This window comes from Streptomyces sp. GQFP (genome assembly GCF_021545335.1).
Taxonomy (GTDB): Bacteria; Actinomycetota; Actinomycetes; order Streptomycetales; family Streptomycetaceae; genus Streptomyces.
Genome location: NZ_CP089312.1, coordinates 5,141,025 through 5,163,009, shown reverse-complemented (window position 1 = coordinate 5,163,009; position 21,985 = coordinate 5,141,025). Strand labels below are relative to the sequence as shown.

Below are 21,985 nucleotides of genomic sequence, written 5' to 3'. Positions count from 1 at the left end.
CTCTCTGAGCTACAGAGTTGTCAGTGGGTCCCGGTAACTTACGTGCGTCTTACTTCGCACCAAGCACACCCATAGCCAAGGGGGACCCCGAGTGACCACTCCGCCGCAGGACCAGAACCCGAACACCCCGGCCTCTGTCGAGCCGACGGCGCCCCAGGCGCCGTACCCGCCGCACCAGGGTGCCCCGTTCCAGGGAGTTCCGGTCCCGCCGCCCGCGCCGGCCAAGCGCTTCAGCAAGAAGCTGCTGCGCATAGGCGTGTTCATCGTCGTCGCGATAGCCATCGCCGGCGGCAAGTGGTACTTCAGCCAGAGCGACGCGGAGACGACGTCCGTGGGCTCCTGCATGCACAACGACGGTACGGACACGAACCCGGACCTCAACGAGGTCGACTGCACCTCCAGCGACGCCCAGTACAAGGTTGTCCAGAAGTTCGACAACACCAGCGACGCCAACAAGTGCGAGGCCGTCACCGAGGCGACGATCTCCTACTACCAGCAGGGCAGCAGCCACGACGTCGTGCTCTGCCTCAAGGAGGTCTGAGCAGTCCGGGCTGACGCAGCCCACACGCGCAGAGGGCGATGTTTCACGTGAAACATCGCCCTCTGCGCGTTCCGGCGGTGATGTTTCACGTGAAACATCACCGCCGTTTCACGACCTCAGCCCTGCTCGGCCCACCACTCCTTCAGCGCCGCCACCGCCGCCACCTGCTCCATCGGCCCGTTCTCCAGCCGCAGTTCCAGCAGGAACTTGTACGCCTGCCCGATCGCCGGCCCGGGACCGACGCCCAGGATCTGCATGATCTGGTTGCCGTCGAGGTCGGGACGGATCGCGTCCAGCTCCTCCTGCTCCTGGAGCTGGGCGATGCGCTCCTCCAGGCCGTCGTACGCACGCGAAAGCGCCGTGGCCCTGCGCTTGTTCCGCGTGGTGCAGTCCGAGCGGGTCAGCTTGTGGAGGCGGTCGAGGAGGGGGCCCGCGTCCCGGACGTAACGGCGAACCGCCGAGTCCGTCCACTCCCCGGTGCCGTACCCGTGGAAGCGCAGGTGGAGTTCAACCAGACGTGAGACGTCCTTCACCAGCTCGTTGGAGTACTTGAGCGCCAGCATGCGCTTCTTGGTCATCTTCGCCCCGACCACCTCGTGGTGGTGGAACGAGACCCGCCCGTCCTCCTCGAAGCGGCGCGTGCGCGGCTTGCCGATGTCGTGCAGCAGCGCGGCAAGCCGGAGTACGAGGTCGGGGCCGTCCTGCTCCAGCTCGATCGCCTGCTCCAGAACGATCAGTGTGTGTTCGTAGACGTCCTTGTGCCGGTGGTGCTCGTCGCGCTCCAGGCGCAGGGCCGGCAGCTCGGGCAGCACGTGGTCGGCGAGACCGGTGTCCACCAGCAGCGTCAGGCCCTTGCGGGGGTGCGCGGACAGGACCAGCTTGTTCAGCTCGTCCCGTACCCGCTCGGCCGAGACGATCTCGATGCGCCCGGCCATCTCCGTCATGGCGGTGACGACCTCGGGGGCCACCTCGAAGTCGAGCTGGGCGGCGAACCGCGCGGCCCGCATCATCCGCAGCGGGTCGTCGGAGAAGGACGCCTCGGGCGTGCCGGGAGTACGCAGCACACGCCCCGCGAGGTCCTCCAAACCCCCGTACGGGTCGATGAACACCTTCTCCGGCAGCGCCACGGACATCGCGTTCACCGTGAAGTCCCGCCGGACGAGGTCCTCCTCGATGGAGTCGCCGTACGACACCTCGGGCTTGCGCGAGGTCCGGTCGTACGCCTCCGACCGATAAGTGGTCACTTCGATCTGAAAGTTTCGATCAGCGTCTCCGACGCGGGCGTCCTTCTGTGCCCCGACGGTCCCGAAGGCGATCCCGACGTCCCACACCGAGTCCGCCCAGGGCCGCACGATCTTCAGTACGTCCTCGGGGCGGGCGTCGGTCGTAAAGTCCAGGTCGTTGCCGAGCCGGCCCAGCAGCGCGTCCCGGACGGAGCCGCCGACCAGGGCGAGCGAGAACCCGGCCTCCTGGAAACGGCGGGCAAGGTCGTCGGCGACCGGGGCCACCCGCAGCAGCTCACTCACCGCGCGGTGCTGCACCTGGCTCAGGGCACTGGAATTGTCTTCGTTGGCGTTCGGCACAACAGAAAAGGGTACGTGGCCCGGGCGACGGCCCGCGCCTCCATAAAACGTCCACGCCCGCCACCGGGGACTCCTCCATCAATACACGCACATAGAGGACAGCCGGACCGTGTTCCACGATCTTGTGGAGCAGTCCGCGGCACTTCCCCTCAGCGCGCATCGTTACCATGCGTGGACGCACATTCCGACGACCACTGACGACTAGGGACGGGCGAACGCGTGGCCGAGGCGGCAGACTTCCCGAGGCTGACTACCTCTCCCGCACGCCGGTGGTTCCGGCGGGCCGGAGTGCTGCTCACGGGAGCGCCCCTGCTGGCCGGTCTCCTCCAGCTCCCCGCCGGACAGCCCGCGTACGCCGCCGCGTCGGATCCGGTGGTCGTCTCCGTCGACACGCTCACCCCCAGCGCCCCCACGGACGGCGACACGCTGACCGTGTCCGGCACGGTGACCAACAAGGGCAAGCGGACCGTCACCGACGCCCACGTGGACCTGCGGGTGGGGCAGCTGCTCACCACCCGCTCGGGGATCGACGACGTCGCCGCACGCACCGACTACGTACCGGGAGCCGACGGGACAGAGATCGGCGGCAAGTACGTCGAGAAGTTCTCGAAGCTCACTCCGGGCGTCGCCCAGCCGTTCACCATCTCCGTACCGGTCGACAAGCTGGACCTCGGCCAGGACGGCGTCTACCAGTTCGGCGTCTCCCTGTCCGGCGAGACCGCCGCGGAACCGTACGAGCAGGTGCTCGGAATCCAGCGGACGTTCCTGCCGTGGCAGCCCGAGGAGGCCGACACCCGGACGCGGACGACGGTTCTGTGGCCGCTGATCTCCACGGTCCACATGACGGCGGAGACCGGTCCGGGCGAGCAGCAGACGCCCGTCTTCCTCAACGACGACCTCGCCACGGAGATCTCCCCGGGCGGCCGCCTGGACCAGCTGCTCACCCTGGGCAAGGACCTCGACGTCACCTGGGTGATCGACCCCGACCTGCTGGCCTCCGTCGACGCGATGATCGGCACCTATGGCGTCCAGGGCGCCGACGGCACCGCTACACCCGGCACCGGTCAGACCGTCGCCAAGCAGTGGCTCGCCGAGCTCCAGGACGCGGTCGCGGGCAAGGAGGTCGTCGCCCTTCCCTTCGCGGACCCCGACCTCGCCTCCATCGCGCACAACGGCAAGAACGTCACCGGCACCCTGAGCCACCTCAAGAGCGCCACGGATGTCGCCGCCAGCACGGTGGAGACGATCCTTCATGTCACCCCGAGCACCGACTTCGCCTGGCCGGTGAACGGTGCCATCGACCCGTCGATCGTCAAGATCGCCACCTCGGCGGGCGCCGACAAGGTGATCGCGCGCAGCGACAGTCTGAAGGAGACCGGCGACCTGCCGTACACGCCCTCCGCCGCCCGCCCCATCGGCGGCGGCACCACGGCGGTCGTCGCGGACACCCGGCTGTCCACGGCCTTCCAGGGCGACATGACGAACGCCGACGGCTCCACGCTCGCGGTGCAGAAGTTCCTCGCCCAGAGCCTGACAACCACCCTCCAGACCAACAAGCAGCGCACCGTCGTCGTCGCCCCGCAGCGCATGCCGTCCACGAGCCAGGCCCAGACGATGGCGGAGGCGGTCACCGCCCTGCAGAACGCGAACTGGTCCGAGTCGCAGGAACTCACCGCGACCGCCGACACCAAGCCGGACCCGGGCGCCACCACCAAGGTGCCCTCGGCGTCCTCGTATCCCGCCACCCTGCGCAGGCACCAGCTGCCGCAGTCGGCCTTCGCGCAGATCGCGACCACGCAGGACAAGCTCGACAACTTCAAGATCATCCTCACCGACCGGACCCGCGTGGAGACCCCCTTCGGGCGGGCCATCAACCGTGAGATGGCCACCTCCTGGCGCGGCCGGTCCGGCGCGGCGGACAGCTTCCGCAAGGGCGTGGAGTCGTACCTCGACGACCTCACCGACCAGGTCAAGCTGATCGAGAAGTCCGAGACGAAGCTCTCCGGCGGCAGCGCCACGATCCCGGTGACCGTCCAGAACAACCTCGTCCAGCCCGTCGACAACCTCGTGCTGCGGGTCACGTCGACGAACCCGACCCGGCTCAAGATCGGTGACGAGGACTACCAGGAACAGCCTGTCGAGGTCTCCGGCGGGCACAGCCAGTCGGTGAAGTTCACCACGTCGTCCAACGCCAACGGCCCGGTCACGGTGATCGCCCAGCTGTACACGAAGGACGGCCAGAAGTACGGACCGGCTGTCACCTTCGACGTGAAGGTCACCGAGTTCACGGCCATGGTGATGCTGGTCATCGGCGGCGGCTTCCTGCTGCTCGTACTCGCCGGCCTGCGCATGTACACCCAGCGCAAGCGCGCCGCCGCCCGGACCGAGGAGCCCGGCGACGGACCCGAGGACGAGGTCACGGACGAGACCGACGGCACCGACAGGAACGACGAGAACCACGGCAGCCCCGAGAACCGTCCTCAGGGGGAGTCGGACACGGCGTTGCGGGCAGACGCCCCGGAGCAGCCGAGTGACCCGACGCCGGACACCGCACCGGAAAGCGCAGACCCGTCCGGGACGGGTGAGAGAGTGGACCGTTGAGCGATGTCGTGGCCGGTGGGCCCGGTGAACGATGAGGTGGGGTAACCATGAACGCGCCGTACGACGGTGACCGCGGTCAGGGCGCGGGCGACTCGGGCCACCCCGAGGGCCCGCCGCCCGAGCACGGCCAGGTGCCGGCGCAGCCCCCCGCGGACATGTACCTCCAGGACGCCTACGCCCAGGATCCGTACCGGGCGCAGGACCTCGCCGCCCAGGACCCGGTGGCCGAGGCGCTCTACGACCGCGCCGCGCACCCCCCGCCGCCCCCCGGGACGTACCAGCCGCAGCCCCCGCTCTACGGACAGCCCGCCCAGTCGCCGTACGCCCCCGACCCCCAGGTCTGGGCCCAGCCCCCGGCTCCCGAGCCGGACGGAGCCACGCAGTACCTGCCGTACGGCGACGACCCCCGCACCACCCAATACGTGGGCGTCGACGCGCTGGTCACCCAGGCCGGGGAGGAGCGGCACGAGCCGGACGCCTTCGCTCATCTCTTCCGGGACCAGCAGCAGGGCGGCGGACAGCAGCCCATGGAGCCTCCAGCGGTGCCCGGCCCGTCCCCCTCGCCCGCCCCGGGCCACGGCCCCGCGCCGCAGGCACAGAGCCCGGCGTCCGACGCCACGATGCAGCTCACCCCCAAGGCAGCCCCCGCCGCCGCACCGGCACCTCCCAAGAAGGGCGGTCGTGCCGCGGGGCTGCTGAAGTCGAGCGCCGTCATGGCGGCGGGCACGATGGTCTCCCGCCTCACCGGCTTCATCCGCTCCGCGCTGATCGTGTCGGCGCTGGGCGTCGGCCTGCTGGGCGACACCTTCCAGGTCGCCTACCAGCTGCCGACGATGATCTACATCCTGACCGTCGGCGGCGGTCTCAACTCTGTCTTCGTGCCCCAACTCGTACGCGCGATGAAGGAGGACGAGGACGGAGGCGAGTCCTACGCCAACCGGCTGCTGACCCTGGTCGTGGTGGCGCTCGGCGCGCTGACCGTCCTCGCGGTCGCCGGCGCCCCCGTCCTGATCCGCCTGTTGTCCGACCCGGTCGCCAGCGACCCAGCAGCCAACGAGGTCGGCATCACCTTCGTCCGCTACTTCCTGCCCTCGATCTTCTTCATGGGCATCCATGTGGTGATGGGGCAGATCCTCAACGCGCGCGGGAAGTTCGGCGCGATGATGTGGACCCCGGTCCTGAACAACATCGTCATCATCGTGACGCTGGGCATGTTCATCTGGGTCTACGGCACCGCCGCGGACTCCAGCATGAAGGTCACGACCATCCCGCTGGAGGGTCAACGGCTCCTCGGCATCGGCATCCTGCTCGGCCTCGTCGTGCAGGCTCTGGCGATGATCCCGTACCTGCGGGAAACGGGCTTCCGGCTGCGGCTGCGCTTCGACTGGAGGGGCCACGGTCTGGGCAAGGCCGTGACACTCGCCAAGTGGACCTTCCTCTTCGTACTCGCCAACCAGGCCGGCGCGATCGTCGTCTCCCAGCTGTCCACCGCTGCGGGCAAGGACTCACCGGTCGACGGCACCGGCTTTGCCGCCTACGCCAACGCACAGCTCATCTGGGGTCTGCCCCAGGCCATCATCACGGTCTCCCTGATGGCGGCCCTGCTGCCACGGCTGGCCCGCTCGGCCCACGAGGGCGACGCCGGCGCGGTCCGCGACGACATCTCCCAGGGCCTGCGCACCACCGCTGTCGCGATCGTGCCCATCGCCTTCGGCTTCGTGGCCCTCGGCATCCCGATGTGCACCCTGATCTTCGGCTCCTCGGGCACCACCGAGGCCACCAACATGGGCTTCATGCTGATGGCCTTCGCCCTCGGCCTGATCCCCTACTCCGTGCAGTACGTCGTCCTGCGCGCCTTCTACGCGTACGAGGACACCCGCACGCCCTTCTACAACACGGTGATCGTGGCCGCCGTCAACGCGACGGCCTCCGCCCTCTGCTTTTTCGTCCTCCCGTCCCGCTGGGCCGTGGTCGGCATGGCGGCCTCGTACGGCCTCGCGTACGCGATCGGTGTCGGCGTCGCCTGGAACCGGTTGCGCAAGCGGCTCGGCGGCGACCTCGACGGCACCCGCGTAATGCGGACCTACGCCCGGCTGGGCATCGCCTCGGTACCGGCCGCGCTGCTCAGCGGCGCGGCCTGCTACGGCATCGGCCACACTCTCGGCCAGGGCGTCGGCGGCTCGTTCGCCTCCCTGCTCGGCGGCGGTGCCGTCCTTCTCGTCGTCTTCTATGTGGCCGCCCGCCGGATGCGCATTGAGGAACTCAACTCGTTGGTGGGTATGGTGCGCGGACGGCTGGGACGGTAAGCCGAGGGCAAGAGCACAACCATCGTCCGCCACCGCGTGTCGTGCAGAGCGGCGGACTGTGGGCACAATTGGGTTTGGCGTCGGAAAGCTCGCATTGGATGGGGAGGCAGGAGCGACGGTGGCGGAACGGAGCACGGCTGCCGTCGACGTGGCAGACAACAGCGGCGACGAGCCGCTGACCGCGCAGGCGGACGAGTCCACGGCCGACGGCGTGGCCCAGAACCGGGAGCGGGACACGGAGAACGACGAGGCACAGGGGAGCGGCGGGACCGAGAGTCCCGAAAAGGCCTCACCGCCCGAACTGCACAGCGGCCACAAACTCGCCAGGCGCTACCGCCTGGAGGAGTGCGTCACCCGTCTGGACGGATTCAGCAGCTGGCGCGCGGTCGACGAGAAACTTCGTCGCGCCGTCGGCGTGCACATTCTGCCCGCGGACCACTCACGGGCGCGTTCCGTGCTGGCCGCGGCCCGCTCCTCGGCGCTGCTCGGCGACCCCCGCTTCGTGCAGGTCCTCGACGCCGTCGAGGAGAACGACCTCGTGTACGTCGTCCACGAGTGGCTGCCCGACGCCACGGAGCTGACCGCGCTCCTGGCCGCCGGCCCGCTGGAGGCGCACGACACCTACCAGATGGTCAGCCAGATCGCCTCCGCGATGGCTGCCGCCCACCGTGAGGGCCTCGCGCACCTGCGCCTGACCCCGGGCACCATCCTGCGGAGTTCGTCCGGCCAGTGGCGCGTGCGCGGCCTCGCGGTCAACGCCGCGCTGCGCGGCATCACTTCCGACACCCCGCAGCGCACGGACACGGAGGCGATCGGCGCCCTGCTGTACGCCGCCCTCACCCAGCGCTGGCCCTACGAGAGCGACGCGTACGGCCTGTCGGGGCTGCCCAAGGGCGTCGGTCTCATCGCACCCGACCAGGTGCGGGCCGGAGTCCACCGCGGCCTGTCGGAACTCGCGATGCGCGCGCTCGCCAACGACGGCGCCACCGCCTCGCGGCACGAGTCCGCGTGCACGACGCCCGAGGAACTGGTCAAGGCGATCGGCGAGATGCCCCGCATCCGCCCGCCGGAGCCGGTGTTCACGGCCCCGCCCGAGTACCAGCGCACCACGTACCAACAGGGCTCGTACGGCCGCCAGGCGCCCCGCCCGGGCGTCACACAGCCCCTGCCCACCCCGCCTCCCCCGCTGCAGAGCCGGACGGGCAAGGCACTCAAGTGGGCCGTGTCCGCGCTGCTGATCGCGGCGCTGGGCCTGGGCAGCTGGCAGTTGGCGGACGCGCTCATGGACCAGGGCGGCAAGTCGGACGAGACCAACCAGACCGAGACGACGGACAACGGCGACAAGAGCGGTGACAAGGACAAGGTGGCCAGTGCGCCGGTCGCCATCGCCGGTGCCCGGGACTTCGACCCGTTCGGCGATGGCTCCGAGAAGCCGTCGGACATAGACAAGACGTACGACAGCAGCTCCAGCACGTACTGGCAGACGGACTACTACAAGGGCGCCGACTTCGGGAACCTGAAGCCGGGCCTCGGGGTGATCCTCGACCTCGGCAAGGTCCAGGACGTCGGGAAGGTCACCGTCTCCTTCGTGGGCGACACGTCCGTCGAACTGCGCGCCGCCTCCAGCGACTCCGGTTCGGAGCCCACCTCCTTCGACGCCTACAGCAAGGTCGCGGAGGGTTCCGGCACGAGTGTCGCGCTCTCGCCGGACAAGACCATCAAGTCCCGCTACCTTCTGATCTGGCTGACCAAGCTCCCGCTGACGGACGAAGGCACCTACCGCGGCCGGGTGGCGGACATCAAGGTCACCAGCTGAGGCTGAGAGGGAGGGGGTCCGATGGCAGAAGGTGACGGGTACGACGGGACGAGCGATCAGGACCTCCTCGCCCGCCATGTCGACGGTGACCCCGACGCCTTCGGTGAGATCGTGCGTCGGCACCGTGATCGGCTCTGGGCGGTGGCCCTGCGGACGCTGGGGGACCGCGAGGAGGCCGCTGACGCCGTCCAGGACGCCCTCGTCTCCGCCTACCGGGCCGCCCACACCTTCCGCGGCCAGTCGGCCGTCACGACGTGGCTGCACCGCATCACGGTCAACGCCTGCCTGGACCGCGCCCGCAAGGCCGCCTCCCGCAAGACCTCACCGGTCGACGACACCGAACGGCTGGAGCAACTGCTCGAACCGCACGAGTCGGCGTCGGCCCCCGCCGAACGCAACGATCTGCACCGCCAGCTCATCGAAGCGCTCGGTACCCTCCCGCCCGACCAGCGCGCCGCCCTCGTCCTGGTGGACATGCAGGGCTACCCGGTCGCGGAGGCCGCCCGCGTCCTCGACGTGCCCACCGGGACGGTGAAGAGCCGCTGCGCCCGGGGCAGAGCCAGACTCCTGCCGCTGCTCACCCATCTGCGGCCGGAAAACGCCGGTGACGGCAAGGAATCGGGTGATGGACGGAACCGGGCGTCGGGGACATCCGTCCCACCCGCAGCGGGACCAACGGATGCAGGGCCAAGCGATTCAGCTGCTGTGAAGGGCGGAGGTGGGCGAGCGTGACATCCACGACCGACACGGCCGGGCACCCGGACGTCACGGAGATCTCCGACCTCACCGAAGGCCTGCTCACGCCGTCCCGGACCGAGGACGTGGAACGGCATCTCGACGAGTGCGTTCTCTGCACCGACGTGTACACCTCCCTGGAGGAGATCCGCGGCCTCCTCGGCACCCTGCCGGGCCCTGTGCGCATGCCCGACGACATCGCCGACCGCATCGACGCCGCCCTCGCAGCCGAAGCCGATGTTTCACGTGAAACATCGGCTCCCGCCGACCGGCTCGCAGACCGGCCCGCAGGTCACGCTCACGCGGCCACCGGGCCGGGGCGGAAGGACCGTTCACGACACGGACGGCGCCGGACCATTGTCCTGAGCACGGTCTTCACCGCGGCCGCCCTGGGACTCGGCTCCCTGCTCGTGTCGTCGCTGGGCGATGACTCCAAGGATCCCGTGGCCGCGAGCACGTTCTCCGGGCAGAAGGTCGAGACCCAGGTCGAGGAACTCCTCAAAGGCGGCAACGTCAAGAACAGCCCCCGCAGCGGAGTGCCGTCCGTGGGCATCGAGTCCCATCCCAGTGACTTGGGGTCCAACGAGCACGACGGCGTCACCTTCGACGTTTCGACAGTCCCGGACTGCGTCATGAAGGGCATCGGCCGCACGGGCACAACCCTCCTCGGGGTCAAGGAAGGCACCTACGACGGCACGGACGCGTACCTCGTCGTGCTGCCCGCAGCGGGCGACGACACTCGCGTCACCGCCTACGTCGTCGACTCGGCGTGTGAGAAGAAGCCGTCGGTCTCCGCAGAGGTTCTGCTGACGCAGTCCTACGCGCGTCGCTGAGCACCGACCCTTCTTCTCCCTCTGCTTCCCTCTGCCGCATCCCACACCGAACGGCGCCCTGTGTGCCCGGACACAGCGGGAATGCAGGCCCCGTAGGATCCGTTGGGTGGGGTGAGAGTTCTGAGAGAGGCTCCCACCGGTCGACGAAGCCGTCCAGAAACGAGGAAACACGCCGTGAGCGACGTCCGTAACGTGATCATCATCGGCTCAGGGCCTGCCGGCTACACGGCTGCGCTCTATACCGCACGCGCGTCGCTGAAGCCGTTGGTCTTCGAGGGCGCTGTCACCGCCGGCGGTGCGCTCATGAACACCACCGAGGTCGAGAACTTCCCCGGCTTCCAGGACGGCATCATGGGCCCCGACCTCATGGACAACATGCGGGCCCAGTCCGAGCGCTTCGGTGCCGAACTCGTCGCGGACGACATCGTCTCCGTCGACCTCACGGGTGACATCAAGACCGTCACGGACACCGCGGGCACCGTGCACCGCGCGAAGGCCGTCATCGTCGCGACCGGCTCGCAGCACCGCAAGCTCGGTCTGCCGAACGAGGACGCCCTGTCCGGCCGTGGTGTCTCCTGGTGCGCGACATGTGACGGGTTCTTCTTCAAGGACCAGGACATCGCCGTGATCGGCGGCGGCGACACCGCGATGGAGGAGGCGACCTTCCTCTCCCGCTTCGCCAAGTCGGTGACGATCGTCCACCGCCGGGACACCCTGCGCGCCTCCAAGGCGATGCAGGAGCGCGCCTTCGCCGACCCGAAGATCCGCTTCATCTGGGACAGCGAGGTCGCCGAGATCCAGGGCGACCCGAAGCTCTCCGGCCTGAAGCTGCGCAACCTGAAGACCGGCGAGCTGTCCGACCTGGCCGTGACGGGCCTGTTCATCGCGATCGGCCACGACCCGCGCACCGAGCTTTTCAAGGGCCAGCTGGACCTCGACGAAGAGGGCTACCTGAAGGTCGAGGCTCCCTCGACCCGGACCAACCTGAGTGGTGTCTTCGGCGCCGGCGACGTGGTCGACCACACCTACCGCCAGGCGATCACCGCCTCTGGCACCGGCTGCTCCTCGGCTCTGGACGCCGAGCGTTTCCTCGCCGCTCTGGCGGACAACGAGGAGCAGGCCGAGCCCGAGAAGACCTCTGTCTGACCCCCAACCGCCCCACCGCAGCATCGAGTTAAGGAGCCCCCTGTGGCCGGCACCCTGAAGAACGTGACCGACGACTCCTTCGACGAGGACGTCCTCAAGAACGACAAGCCCGTCCTGGTGGACTTCTGGGCCGCTTGGTGCGGACCGTGCCGCCAGATCGCGCCGTCCCTTGAGGCGATCGCCGCCGAGTACGGCGACAAGATCGAGGTCGTCAAGCTCAACATCGACGAGAACCCGGGTACGGCCGCCAAGTACGGCGTGATGTCCATCCCGACCCTGAACGTCTACCAGGGCGGCGAGGTCGCCAAGACCATCGTCGGAGCCAAGCCGAAGGCCGCGATCGTACGTGACCTTGAGGACTTCATCTCCGAGTAGTCGACGCAGCAGCCGATGTTTCACGTGAAACATCAGTGGGCCGGTCCGCAAGGACCGGCCCACTCGTCTTTTCCCCAACGCCTAGAGCGGCCGAAGCACCGGCTCCTTCTGCACTGCACCCAGCAGCCGGTCGATCGCCAACTCCACGTCTTCCTTCCAGGAGAGCGTCGTCCGCAGCTCCAACCGGAGGCGAGGGTGCACGGGGTGGGGTCGCACCGTCTTGAAGCCCACGGCGAGCAGATGGTCGGCGGGCAGGACGCAGGCCGTCTCCTTCCACCGGGCGTCCCCGAAGGCCTCGATCGCCCTGAAGCCCCGTCGCAGAAGATCCTTGGCGACCGTCTGCACCATCACGCGCCCCAGTCCCTGGCCCTGGTAGCCCGGCATGATGAACGCGGTCATCAGCTGCACCGCGTCCGGTGAGACCGGGCTCGTGGGGAACGCCGTGGCGCGGGGAACGTAAGCCGGAGGGGCGTAGAGCACGAACCCCACCGGGTTGTCGTCGACGTAGACGACACGGCCGCAGGAACCCCAGTCGAGCAGGACCGCCGAGATCCACGCTTCCTTCTCCAGCGCGGGCGTACCTGCCTTTACCGCGGCTTCCCCGCTGACGGGATCCAGTTCCCAGAAGACGCACGCGCGACAGCGCCTGGGAAGGTCCTGAAGGTTGTCCAGCGTGAGCGGTACGAGCCGACGCCCCATGAAGGCTGTTCCTCGCTTCCCTCGCCCGCAGCGTCGCGGGCGGCTGTCAGAGCGCTCCGTTCCCTGAGCAGACTGCCGACGAACCCGCCGACGGCGCCCAGTCCCAGACCCGCGCTCACCAGTCCGGTGCGGCTCACCGTTCGCATGGCCCTCGCCTCCTCAACTCAGAGGTGCTGCCAGGTGGATGCGCCATACCCGAACGCATCGTATCCACGAAGCGATTGCATCGATACCGCCTGAAAGCAAAGAGCGGGCTGTGTTCCGGTGCACACCGGAACACAGCCCGCTCCGACCGCCGAATGAGCGGAAATCCACCCGGCCGGCCGAGGCCTCAGTCCTCCGTGTCCTCGGAGTCGTCGTCCAGAAGGCTCTTCTGAAGGACCGGCCCCTCGCCCGGGGCGAGGGAGCTGAGGATGCGCTCAAGGTCTTCCATCGAGGCGAACTCGACGGTGATCTTGCCCTTCTTCTGCCCCAGGTCGACCTTCACCCGCGTCTCGAAGCGGTCCGAGAGACGGCCCGCCAGCTCGGTCAGCGCGGGAGACACCAGGGCCCCGGCCCGCGGCCCCTTAGAACGCGCAGCCGCCTTCGGCCGCGAGCCCATCAGGGTCACGATCTCCTCGACAGCCCGCACCGAGAGGCCCTCGGCCACGATCCGGTGGGCCAGCCGGTCCTGCTCCTCCGAGTCGTCCACGGAGAGAAGTGCCCGCGCATGCCCGGCGGAGAGGACTCCGGCGGCGACACGGCGCTGGACCGCAGGCGAGAGCTTCAGCAGACGCAGGGTGTTGGAGACCTGCGGCCGCGAACGGCCGATCCGGTCCGCCAGCTGATCGTGCGTGCAGTGGAAGTCCTGCAGCAACTGGTCGTAGGCGGCCGCCTCTTCCAGCGGGTTCAGCTGAGCCCGGTGGAGGTTCTCCAGCAGCGCGTCCAGGAGGAGCTTCTCGTCCTCCGTGGCCCGCACGATCGCGGGGATCGCCTCAAGGCCCGCTTCACGGCAGGCCCGCCAGCGCCGCTCGCCCATGATCAGCTCGTAGCGGGCGGGACCCACCTGCCGTACGACGACGGGCTGGAGAAGACCGACCTCCTTGATGGAGGTGACCAGCTCCGCCAGCGCGTCCTCGTCGAACACATCACGCGGCTGCCGAGGGTTCGGCGTGATGTAGTCGAGGGGCAGCTCGGCGAAGTGAGCACCGATGGGCGGCGCCGGTGCCTCCCCGAACTCGTTCGAGGAGAAGTCCTCTGTTTCACGTGAAACAGGCGGCAGCGTGGCCACCTTCGCCGCGGCCACTCCGCGCTCGGCGGTGAGTACAGGTACCGCAGCCGGTGAGGTGGAGGCGGCACCACCCCCCATCGCCGGTGGCGCCGGCCTGTCTCCGGTCGGTGCAGCAGGGATCAGTGCGCCGAGACCACGGCCCAACCCCCTCCGTCGCTCGCTCACTGGATCCCCTCCACGAGGCTCTGTTCACTCTGTGCGCCGATATGGGCGTGCGGCGCGTCATAGCTGACGCCGACACCCTTCAACGCGATTTCCCGGGCTGCCTCAAGGTAGGACAGGGCACCGCTCGATCCTGGATCGTAGGTCAGCACCGTCTGTCCGTAGCTCGGTGCCTCGGAGATACGGACCGAGCGCGGAATGCTCGTCCGCAGCACCTCGTCGCCGAAGTGGTTGCGCACCTCGTCCGCGACCTGTGACGCGAGGCGCGTCCGGCCGTCGTACATGGTGAGCAGGATCGTCGTCACATGAAGGTCGGGGTTGAGGTGGGCCCGTACCAGATCGACGTTGCGCAGCAGCTGGCCCAAGCCCTCCAGTGCGTAGTACTCGCACTGGATCGGGATGAGAACCTCGGCACCGGCGACCAGCGCATTGACCGTCAACAGACCGAGCGAGGGCGGGCAGTCGATGAGGATGTAGTCCAGAGGCTGCTCATACGCCTGGATCGCCCGCTCAAGCCTGCTCTCTCGTGCCACCAGGGACACCAGCTCGATCTCCGCACCGGCGAGATCGATGGTGGCGGGTGCACAGAAGAGGCCCTCGACATCGGGGACCGGCTGAACGACTTCCGAGAGTGGTCTGCTGTCGATCAACACGTCATAGATGGAAGGAACATCGGCGTGATGGTCGATCCCCAGTGCCGTGGAAGCGTTGCCCTGAGGGTCGAGGTCCACGACCAGAACGCGAGCCCCGTGCAGGGCCAGCGAGGCGGCGAGGTTGACGGTTGTCGTCGTCTTCCCCACCCCGCCCTTCTGGTTGGCGACCACCATGACGCGGGTCTGCTCCGGCCGTGGCAGGCCTTCGCCGGCCCGCCCCAGAGCCTCCACCGCCAATTGGGCAGCACGACCGATGGGAGTGTCGTCCATCGGGGGCGGTGTTTCACGTGAAACATCCTCCCCAATCGACTCGGTTCGGGGACCGGGGACCGGATCGGTCATCGGTCCCGCGATGTTGGCGTTGGACCGCAAGGATTCACTCTCCTCGACTTCAGGCTCGCAATGAACAGAGCCTGCCATGTCTTCGGGGTCGTGAACCAGTGAGGCCTGGTGTTCTGTGGAGAAATCCACCTCTGTGGACAACTCCGTTACCTCTCCGGGTGAACGGAGCGGCTTTCGGTCGCGGGGAGCGGCCGCGGCCCGGCCGCGGCTGATGATGCCGTGCAGCAGTGAGCGACGTTTCACGTGAAACAAGATGCCTAGCTACGAGGGCCACCGTGGCGCGACACTCCGAGATGTATAGGTTTGGCAGCTTGTGTGGAGTAAGGCTCGTCGTCAGGGCGGATCAACGAACGTGACGAAAAACTCCCGACTCGGAGCCGACACCCTCAGCCCCGACACCCTCAACGCCGGCGCCGGGTCCGTCCAGTCCGGGCAGCCTTGGCCCGCTTCGCCGCGAACCGCACTCCGCCGGGGCTCTCCCCGACCACGACCCGTACAACCGTGGACAGCGGGTCCACCACGCCCTCACCCACATGCAGGATGGACGTCTCGACCGCCCCGAGCTTGCTCAGCGCGGTGGCCGAAGCCTTCAGCTCCTCCTCCGCGGTGTCCCCCTTGAGCGCGAGCATCTCCCCGTACGGACGCAGCAGCGGGATGCCCCAGGTGGCCAGACGGTCCAGCGGAGCCACGGCACGCGCCGTCACCACATGGACCGGCTGGAGCGACCCCATGACCTCCTCGGCCCGCCCACGGACGACCGTCACATGGTCCAGGCCCAGCAGCTCGACGACCTCGGAGAGGAAGTTGGTCCGGCGCAGCAGGGGTTCGAGCAGCGTGATCTTCAGGTCCTCCCGGACCAGTGCCAGCGGAATACCGGGCAGACCGGCACCCGAGCCGACATCGCACACCGTCACGTTCTCGGGCACGACCTCCGAGAGCACCGCACAGTTCAACAGGTGCCGCTCCCAGAGGCGGGGCACCTCACGCGGCCCGATCAGACCGCGCTGCACACCCGCCTCGGCGAGCAGCTCCGCGTATCGGACCGCGTCCGCGAAGCGATCGCCGAACACCTCGCGCGCCTCCTCGGGCGCCGGGGGAAGCTCCGCTGCCTCCGTCACGGGGGACCGTCCTTCCGTACCGCATGAGCGCACTGGGCGCTGATCACCAGGACTATCAGGGACCGGTGCTGTCGAGGACCACAAGGGGACGAACAGGGGGCCAACAGCTGCCGGGAACCAAGGCTGACAAAGTTCGGCCCCGTCTGCGCAACAGACGGGGCCGGAGTGACGTACGTATCGATCAGGCGGGAAGGACGACGACGAAGCGCTGGGGCTCCTCGCCCTCGGACTCGCTGCGCAGGCCTGCGGCCTTCACCGCGTCGTGCACGACCTTGCGCTCGAACGGGGTCATCGGCTTCATCTTGACGGGCTCGCCGGAGCTCTTGACCTCGGCCGCCGCCTTGGCGCCCAGTTCCGACAGCTCCTCGCGCTTCTTGGCGCGGTAGCCCGCGATGTCGAGCATCAGACGGCTGCGGTCCCCGGTCTCCCGGTGCACGGCCAGGCGCGTGAGCTCCTGGAGTGCCTCCAGCACCTCGCCGTCCCGGCCGACCAGCTTCTGCAGGTCGCGGCTGCCGGCGTCGCTGATGATCGAGACAGCGGCGCGGTCGGCCTCGACATCCATGTCGATGTCGCCGTCGAGGTCGGCGATGTCCAGCAGACCCTCAAGGTAGTCCGCCGCGATCTCGCCCTCCTGCTCCAGGCGGGACAGGGTGTCGACACCCTCTACTGCGGCGGAGGTGGTGGTGCCTTCCGTCACGGGATGGACTCCTTCTTACTTCTTGGACGGGGACTTGGGGCGCTGCGGACCCTTGCGCTGTCCGGACTGGGCCTTGCTGCGGGCACCGGAGCCGGGCTTGGAGGCGGCCTGCTTGGCGGCTCCTCCGGCGGGCTTGGCGTCCTCGGGCTCGTCGGACTTGCTCAGCGACGTGGTGGGGGTGTCGTGATCGGCACCGCCCGCGGACTTGGGGCCGCCCGACTGACGCTGGGACTTGCTCTGACGCTTGGGCTGCTGGCGCTTGGGCGTGCCGGTGGCGGTCGTACCGTCCTCGGTCTCGGTGACCTCCGGGTTCACGCCCTTCGTCACCGTGCCGTCGGCCTGGGCCGCCAGACCCGCCTTGTTCAGACCGTTGATGAACTTGCGCTCGAACTCGTTGCGGTCGCGGCCCTTGGTGACGATGGCCTTCACGATGGCGCGCTCACCGCGGCCACGGGTCTTGCCGTGGTTCGTGACGTGCTTGTGCAGGCGCTCCAGGTAGGCGGCCTGCGCCTTGCTGCCCGGGGTCGGGTTGTTGCGGATGACGTACATCTGCTGACCCATGGTCCACACGTTGGTGGTCAGCCAGTAGACGAGGACACCGACCGGGAAGTTGATGCCGAAGACGGCGAACATGATCGGGAAGACGTACATCAGCATCTTCTGCTGCTGCATGAACGGCGTCTTCACCGTGGTGTCGACGTTCTTCGTCATCAGCTGGCGCTGCGTGTAGAACTGCGACGCCGACATCAGGACGATCATGACCGCGGTGACGATGCGGACGGTGGTGAGCGAGGCGTCGAGCGCCGCGACGTCGGACGCGCTGTCCGTGAACTTCGCCGCCAGCGGAGCACCGAAGATGTGCGCCTTCTGCGCGCTCTCCAGCAGTCCCTGGTTGATGACACCGATGGTGTCGTTGTTCGCGATGCTGTTGAGCACGTGGTACAGCGCGAAGAAGAACGGCGACTGCGCCAGGATGGGAAGGCACGAGGAGAGCGGGTTGGTGCCCGTCTCCTTGTACAGCTTCATCATCTCTTCGGACTGGCGCTGCTTGTCGTTCTTGTAGCGCTCCTGGATCTTCTTCATCTCGGGCTGCAGCGTCTGCATGGCCCGGGTCGCCTTGATCTGCTTCACGAAGAGCGGGATCAGGCAGATGCGGATCAGGATCACCAGGGACACGATGGACAAGCCCCAGGCCCACCCGGTGTCGTCGCCGAAGATCGCGCCGTACACGCTGTGGAACTGGACGATGACCCAGGAAACGGGTGTCGTGATGAAGCTGAAAATACTGGCAATCGTGTCCACTAATCATGCTCCTTGGACATGGGACGGGGTCTCGGCGGCCGGACTCGAAGGATTCTGCCCCTCGTTGGCCGCGCCGGCGGCGGAGGTCCCGCCCTTGCGTGCATGCCAGGCGTTGCGCAGCATTTCGTGCCACCGCGGACGCTTGCGCGGCGGGACATGGTCCACACCGCCGAGCGACCACGGGTTGCACCGCAGGATGCGCCAAGCCGTGAGTGCCGTTCCCTTGACCGCGCCGTGCCGGTCGATGGCCGTGTGGCCGTAGTGGGAGCACGACGGGTAGTACTTGCAGACCGGCCCGAGCAGCGGACTGATCGTCCACTGGTACAGCTTGATCAGAGCCAGTAGCGGGTACTTCATCGCGCGCCCCCTCCCAGCAGCCGCTGCAGAGCGGCGTCCAGGTCTCGGGCCAGCTGTGCATGGTCGGCATCGCCCGCACCGGGCAACGCTCGTACGACTACCAGGCTACCGGGGGGCAGCTCGGCGACTCTGTCCCGCATCAGGTGGCGAAGCCTGCGCTTCACCTTGTTGCGGACGACCGCGCCGCCCACTGCCTTGCTGACGACGAAACCCGCACGCGTCGGGGGAGCGCTCTCCCCAGGCGCGTGCGGGTCCGTGGTACCGCTACGAAGATGGACGACGAGGAGCGGGCGGCCGGCCCGGCGACCCCGTCGTACCGCGGTCGCGAAGTCCTCGCGCCGCCTCAGCCGATGCTCGGTAGGCAGCACGACGTCATGACCTGATCAGGATCAGGCGGACAGGCTCGAGCGACCCTTGCCACGGCGGTTCGCGAGAATCGCGCGACCGGCACGGGTACGCATCCGCAGGCGGAAGCCATGGGTCTTCGCGCGGCGACGGTTGTTCGGCTGGAAGGTGCGCTTGCTCACTCGGGGGCTCCAGAAAGAATCGGTAGGTACCGGGGTGCCGTCTTGGCTGTCACCGTGCGCCCACGAGTAGCTCGCTTACGCCCGAGTGCACCGCTCCCGATCACTGGAAGGTGCCCTGGTGGGAGCCCTTGTTGGTGATCTATGCCCATCGGAGGCAGGCGGCAGCAGCCATCGACAACTCGACCTGGTTACGGTACGCGGGGCTACGCCATCCGGTCAAACCAGCACCCGGGGCGAGACACTATCCACAGCCTGGGGACAACAACTTGAACCGCACCCGTCGCCCTGACTACCTTGGCCGGACTCCCATTCGCCAGTCCCACCCGATGTACATCCCGATACGTCCCAGAACCACACGTTCGTGGGACCCCGTGAGAGAGCGTGCCCTGTGGCTGACGTACCTGCCGATCTTGCCGCAGTGTGGCCACGAGTGCTGGAACATCTCCTCGGTGAGGGCCGTGGACAGGGCGTCGAGGTGAAGGACGAGCGCTGGATCAGGCGCTGCCAGCCGCTGGCCCTGGTCGCGGACACCGCACTGCTCGCCGTACCGAACGAATTTGCGAAAGGTGTGCTCGAAGGCCGCCTCGCGCCGATCGTCAGCGAGACCCTCAGCCGCGAGTGCGGCCGGCCGATCCGTATCGCGATCACCGTGGACGACTCCGTCGGCGAGCCCTCCCCGCCCGCGCCCGCCGCCCCGCAGCAGTCGCGCTACGACGAGCCCGAGCTGCCGCCGTCCCGCGACCCGTATCAGGGGTACGGCCGCCACCGCGCCGACAACCACTCGCAGACGCGCGACGACCAGCAGCCCTCCCACGGGGATCAGCTCCCCACCGCACGCCCCGCCTACCCCTCCGAGTACCAGCGCCCCGAACCCGGCGCCTGGCCCCGGACCTCCCAGGACGACTACGGCTGGCAGCAGCCGCGGCTCGGCTTCCCGGAGCGCGACCCGTACGCCTCCCCGTCCTCGGACTACCGCCCCCAGCCGCCGCGCGACCGCTCCCCGTACGAACAACAGCGGTCCGAATACGAGCAGCAGCATTCCGAGTACGGCCAGCAGCGCAACGACTATGAACAGCAACGCTCGGAGTACGAGCAGCGCGACAACCGCCGCGACCTCCCCGAGTCCCCGTCGGGCGGCGGCCACCCGCACCGGGGCGGACCCGGAGGGCCCGGCGGCTCCATGCGCCCCGGCGGAGGCGCCCCCGGCCCGTCCGCTTCGAGGCAGAGCCCGGCACCGGGTCCCGGCGAGCCCACCGCACGCCTCAACCCCAAATACCTGTTCGACACCTTCGTCATCGGGGCGTCGAACCGTTTCGCCCACGCGGCCGCGGTCGCCGTCGCCGAGGCGCCCGCGAAGGCGTACAACCCCCTCTTCATCTATGGGGAGTCGGGACTCGGCAAGACCCACCTGCTGCACGCGATCGGGCACTACGCGCGGAGCCTCTACCCCGGCACACGCGTGCGGTACGTCAGCTCGGAGGAGTTCACCAACGAGTTCATCAACTCCATCCGCGACGGCAAGGGCGACAGCTTCCGCAAGCGCTACCGCGAGATGGACATCCTGCTCGTCGACGACATCCAGTTCCTCGCGGACAAGGAGTCGACGCAGGAGGAGTTCTTCCACACCTTCAATACGCTCCACAACGCGAACAAGCAGATCGTGCTCTCGTCCGACCGGCCGCCCAAGCAGCTGGTCACCCTCGAGGACCGGCTGCGGAACCGTTTCGAGTGGGGGCTGATCACCGACGTCCAGCCGCCCGAGCTGGAGACGCGCATCGCGATCCTCCGTAAGAAGGCGGTCCAGGAGCAGCTCAACGCCCCGCCGGAGGTGCTGGAGTTCATCGCCTCCCGCATCTCGCGCAACATCCGCGAGCTGGAGGGGGCGCTGATCCGGGTGACGGCGTTCGCGTCGCTCAACCGGCAGCCGGTGGACCTCGGCCTCACGGAGATCGTCCTCAAGGACCTGATCCCCGGCGGCGAGGACTCGACCCCCGAGATCACCGCGCCGGCCATCATGGCGGCGACCGCCGACTACTTCGGCCTCACGGTCGAGGACCTCTGCGGCAGTTCACGCGGCCGCCAGCTGGTCACGGCCCGCCAGATCGCCATGTACCTCTGCCGCGAACTCACGGACCTCTCCCTGCCGAAGATCGGCGCACAGTTCGGCGGCCGCGACCATACGACCGTCATGCACGCCGACCGCAAGATCCGCGCGCTGATGGCCGAGCGCCGCTCCATCTACAACCAGGTCACCGAGCTGACCAACCGCATCAAGAACGGCTGACAGCAGCACGGTCACACCGCCGAGGGCGCCCCGGGACGAGTTCCCGAGGGCGCCTTCGCCGTTTCCGGCGCCCGTCGGCCGTTGCCGCACCGCAACCCACTGTTCGAATGCGGGCCGGGTTACGGCCACCCTCCACAGATTTGGTGACTTTCTCGCGTCCACACCCTGGGGACCGGGAAGTTGTCCAGACTGTGTCCACAGGCCAGGCTGGTGATAGACCATCAGACCAGGTCAGGTGGTTGTGGATTGGTGGACAAAAGATCTCCACAGGCTGTGGACAAAGAAATGATCCACAGGCTGTGCACGGAGTTGTCCACCGGCGGCCCACAGGCTGTGGCCGGTTGTCCCCAGCGATCACCGGCTTCTCCACACCCCTGTCCACTGTTCGGCAACACGACGCACCTCCTCACCGTGTCGAGTGAAAGGCGTCACACGAAGATGCCGGGTTGGGCTGTGGGAAAGGTGGGTAAAGCTGGGGACGGCGCTGGGGAGAAGTGACCCCCGCCTGTGCATGGGGTGTGCAGAACTTTCTGTTCTCCACAGAGAGGCTTGGTTATCCACCGCCTCCACCCACAGGGTCAGTGGACAAAATCTCCCGCCTGAGCTGCGAAAACGGGGTTATCCACGGTATCCACAGC

At 68.3% G+C, this 21,985-nt stretch carries 19 protein-coding genes; 9 read left to right on the top strand and 10 right to left on the bottom strand.

The window, feature by feature from the left end:
* The first annotated feature begins 91 nt into the window (after positions 1-91).
* Positions 92-541 (top strand): LppU/SCO3897 family protein, encoded by a 450-nt coding sequence (locus LUX31_RS22850; protein ID WP_235476838.1) that lies wholly within the window; start codon positions 92-94, stop codon positions 539-541.
* A 116-nt stretch (positions 542-657) separates the two neighbouring features.
* On the opposite strand, the gene LUX31_RS22845 is transcribed toward LUX31_RS22850, so the two are convergent.
* Positions 658-2,124, bottom strand: a complete 1,467-nt coding sequence (locus LUX31_RS22845) for a CCA tRNA nucleotidyltransferase (protein WP_235476837.1) — start codon at positions 2,122-2,124, stop codon at positions 658-660.
* 219 nt (positions 2,125-2,343) lie between these two features.
* Here LUX31_RS22845 and LUX31_RS22840 point away from each other — a divergent pair, with 219 nt between their 5' ends.
* From LUX31_RS22840 to trxA, 7 genes are all read left to right on the top strand, one after another.
* The gene (locus LUX31_RS22840; RefSeq protein ID WP_235476836.1) at positions 2,344-4,725 is read left to right on the top strand and encodes a DUF6049 family protein; all 2,382 of its coding nucleotides are present in this window, start codon (positions 2,344-2,346) and stop codon (positions 4,723-4,725) included.
* A gap of 47 nt (positions 4,726-4,772) precedes the next feature.
* Positions 4,773-7,031, top strand: coding sequence for a murein biosynthesis integral membrane protein MurJ (murJ, locus tag LUX31_RS22835; RefSeq protein ID WP_235476835.1), 2,259 nt, complete (start codon positions 4,773-4,775; stop codon positions 7,029-7,031).
* 118 nt (positions 7,032-7,149) lie between these two features.
* Entirely contained in the window at positions 7,150-8,847 is a 1,698-nt protein-coding gene (locus LUX31_RS22830) for a protein kinase family protein (RefSeq protein WP_235476834.1), read from the top strand.
* Positions 8,848-8,868: 21 nt separating this feature from the next.
* Entirely contained in the window at positions 8,869-9,579 is a 711-nt protein-coding gene (sigM, locus tag LUX31_RS22825; RefSeq protein WP_235476833.1) for an RNA polymerase sigma factor SigM, read from the top strand.
* Entirely contained in the window at positions 9,576-10,415 is an 840-nt protein-coding gene (locus tag LUX31_RS22820) for a hypothetical protein (RefSeq protein WP_235476832.1), read from the top strand. The genes sigM and LUX31_RS22820 overlap by 4 nt, the downstream gene beginning before the upstream one ends.
* Before the next feature lie 174 nt (positions 10,416-10,589).
* Positions 10,590-11,561: a thioredoxin-disulfide reductase gene (gene trxB, locus LUX31_RS22815; RefSeq protein ID WP_235476831.1), complete on the top strand. Its 972-nt coding sequence runs from the start codon at positions 10,590-10,592 to the stop codon at positions 11,559-11,561.
* Between the two features lie 42 nt (positions 11,562-11,603).
* Positions 11,604-11,936, top strand: coding sequence for a thioredoxin (gene trxA / locus LUX31_RS22810; RefSeq protein WP_235476830.1), 333 nt, complete (start codon positions 11,604-11,606; stop codon positions 11,934-11,936).
* Between the two features lie 81 nt (positions 11,937-12,017).
* Here the strand turns inward: trxA and LUX31_RS22805 are convergent, their stop codons facing one another.
* The 9 genes from LUX31_RS22805 to rpmH form a co-directional block, all read right to left on the bottom strand.
* Positions 12,018-12,635, bottom strand: a complete 618-nt coding sequence (locus tag LUX31_RS22805) for a GNAT family N-acetyltransferase (protein ID WP_235476829.1) — start codon at positions 12,633-12,635, stop codon at positions 12,018-12,020.
* 331 nt (positions 12,636-12,966) lie between these two features.
* Positions 12,967-14,070: a ParB/RepB/Spo0J family partition protein gene (locus tag LUX31_RS22800; RefSeq protein WP_235476828.1), complete on the bottom strand. Its 1,104-nt coding sequence runs from the start codon at positions 14,068-14,070 to the stop codon at positions 12,967-12,969.
* Positions 14,067-15,140 carry an AAA family ATPase gene (locus LUX31_RS22795; protein ID WP_105970242.1) on the bottom strand — a complete coding sequence of 358 codons (1,074 nt, stop codon included), beginning with the start codon at positions 15,138-15,140 and terminating at the stop codon, positions 14,067-14,069. Before LUX31_RS22795 ends, LUX31_RS22800 begins: the two co-directional genes overlap by 4 nt.
* Positions 15,141-15,463: 323 nt before the next feature.
* Positions 15,464-16,180, bottom strand: coding sequence for a 16S rRNA (guanine(527)-N(7))-methyltransferase RsmG (gene rsmG, locus LUX31_RS22790; protein WP_235476827.1), 717 nt, complete (start codon positions 16,178-16,180; stop codon positions 15,464-15,466).
* A gap of 181 nt (positions 16,181-16,361) precedes the next feature.
* The gene (locus LUX31_RS22785) at positions 16,362-16,877 is read right to left on the bottom strand and encodes a Jag family protein (protein ID WP_235476826.1); all 516 of its coding nucleotides are present in this window, start codon (positions 16,875-16,877) and stop codon (positions 16,362-16,364) included.
* Positions 16,878-16,892: 15 nt separating this feature from the next.
* Positions 16,893-18,179 (bottom strand): membrane protein insertase YidC, encoded by a 1,287-nt coding sequence (gene yidC, locus LUX31_RS22780; RefSeq protein WP_235476825.1) that lies wholly within the window; start codon positions 18,177-18,179, stop codon positions 16,893-16,895.
* Positions 18,180-18,182: 3 nt separating this feature from the next.
* Positions 18,183-18,536, bottom strand: coding sequence for a membrane protein insertion efficiency factor YidD (gene yidD, locus LUX31_RS22775; RefSeq protein WP_235476824.1), 354 nt, complete (start codon positions 18,534-18,536; stop codon positions 18,183-18,185).
* Positions 18,533-18,904 carry a ribonuclease P protein component gene (gene rnpA / locus LUX31_RS22770; protein WP_235476823.1) on the bottom strand — a complete coding sequence of 124 codons (372 nt, stop codon included), beginning with the start codon at positions 18,902-18,904 and terminating at the stop codon, positions 18,533-18,535. The genes yidD and rnpA overlap by 4 nt, the downstream gene beginning before the upstream one ends.
* A 21-nt stretch (positions 18,905-18,925) precedes the next feature.
* A complete protein-coding gene (gene rpmH / locus LUX31_RS22765; protein ID WP_003967884.1) occupies positions 18,926-19,063 on the bottom strand; it encodes a 50S ribosomal protein L34 in 138 nt (45 codons plus the stop codon).
* Between the two features lie 388 nt (positions 19,064-19,451).
* Between rpmH and dnaA the strand changes: the two genes are divergently transcribed.
* On the top strand, positions 19,452-21,347 hold the full coding sequence (dnaA, locus tag LUX31_RS22760; RefSeq protein ID WP_268828182.1) for a chromosomal replication initiator protein DnaA: 1,896 nt from the start codon (positions 19,452-19,454) through the stop codon (positions 21,345-21,347).
* Positions 21,348-21,985 lie beyond the last annotated feature (638 nt).

What these genes read in the sequence shown, in the direction of transcription:
- yidD (WP_235476824.1), bottom strand. Translation starts at nt 18,536, where the DNA reads ATGAAGTACCCGCTACTGGCTCTGATCAAGCTGTACCAGTGGACGATC.
- LUX31_RS22805 (WP_235476829.1), bottom strand. Translation starts at nt 12,635, where the DNA reads ATGGGGCGTCGGCTCGTACCGCTCACGCTGGACAACCTTCAGGACCTT.
- sigM (WP_235476833.1), top strand. Translation starts at nt 8,869, where the DNA reads ATGGCAGAAGGTGACGGGTACGACGGGACGAGCGATCAGGACCTCCTC.
- murJ (WP_235476835.1), top strand. Translation starts at nt 4,773, where the DNA reads ATGAACGCGCCGTACGACGGTGACCGCGGTCAGGGCGCGGGCGACTCG.
- LUX31_RS22795 (WP_105970242.1), bottom strand. Translation starts at nt 15,140, where the DNA reads ATGGCAGGCTCTGTTCATTGCGAGCCTGAAGTCGAGGAGAGTGAATCC.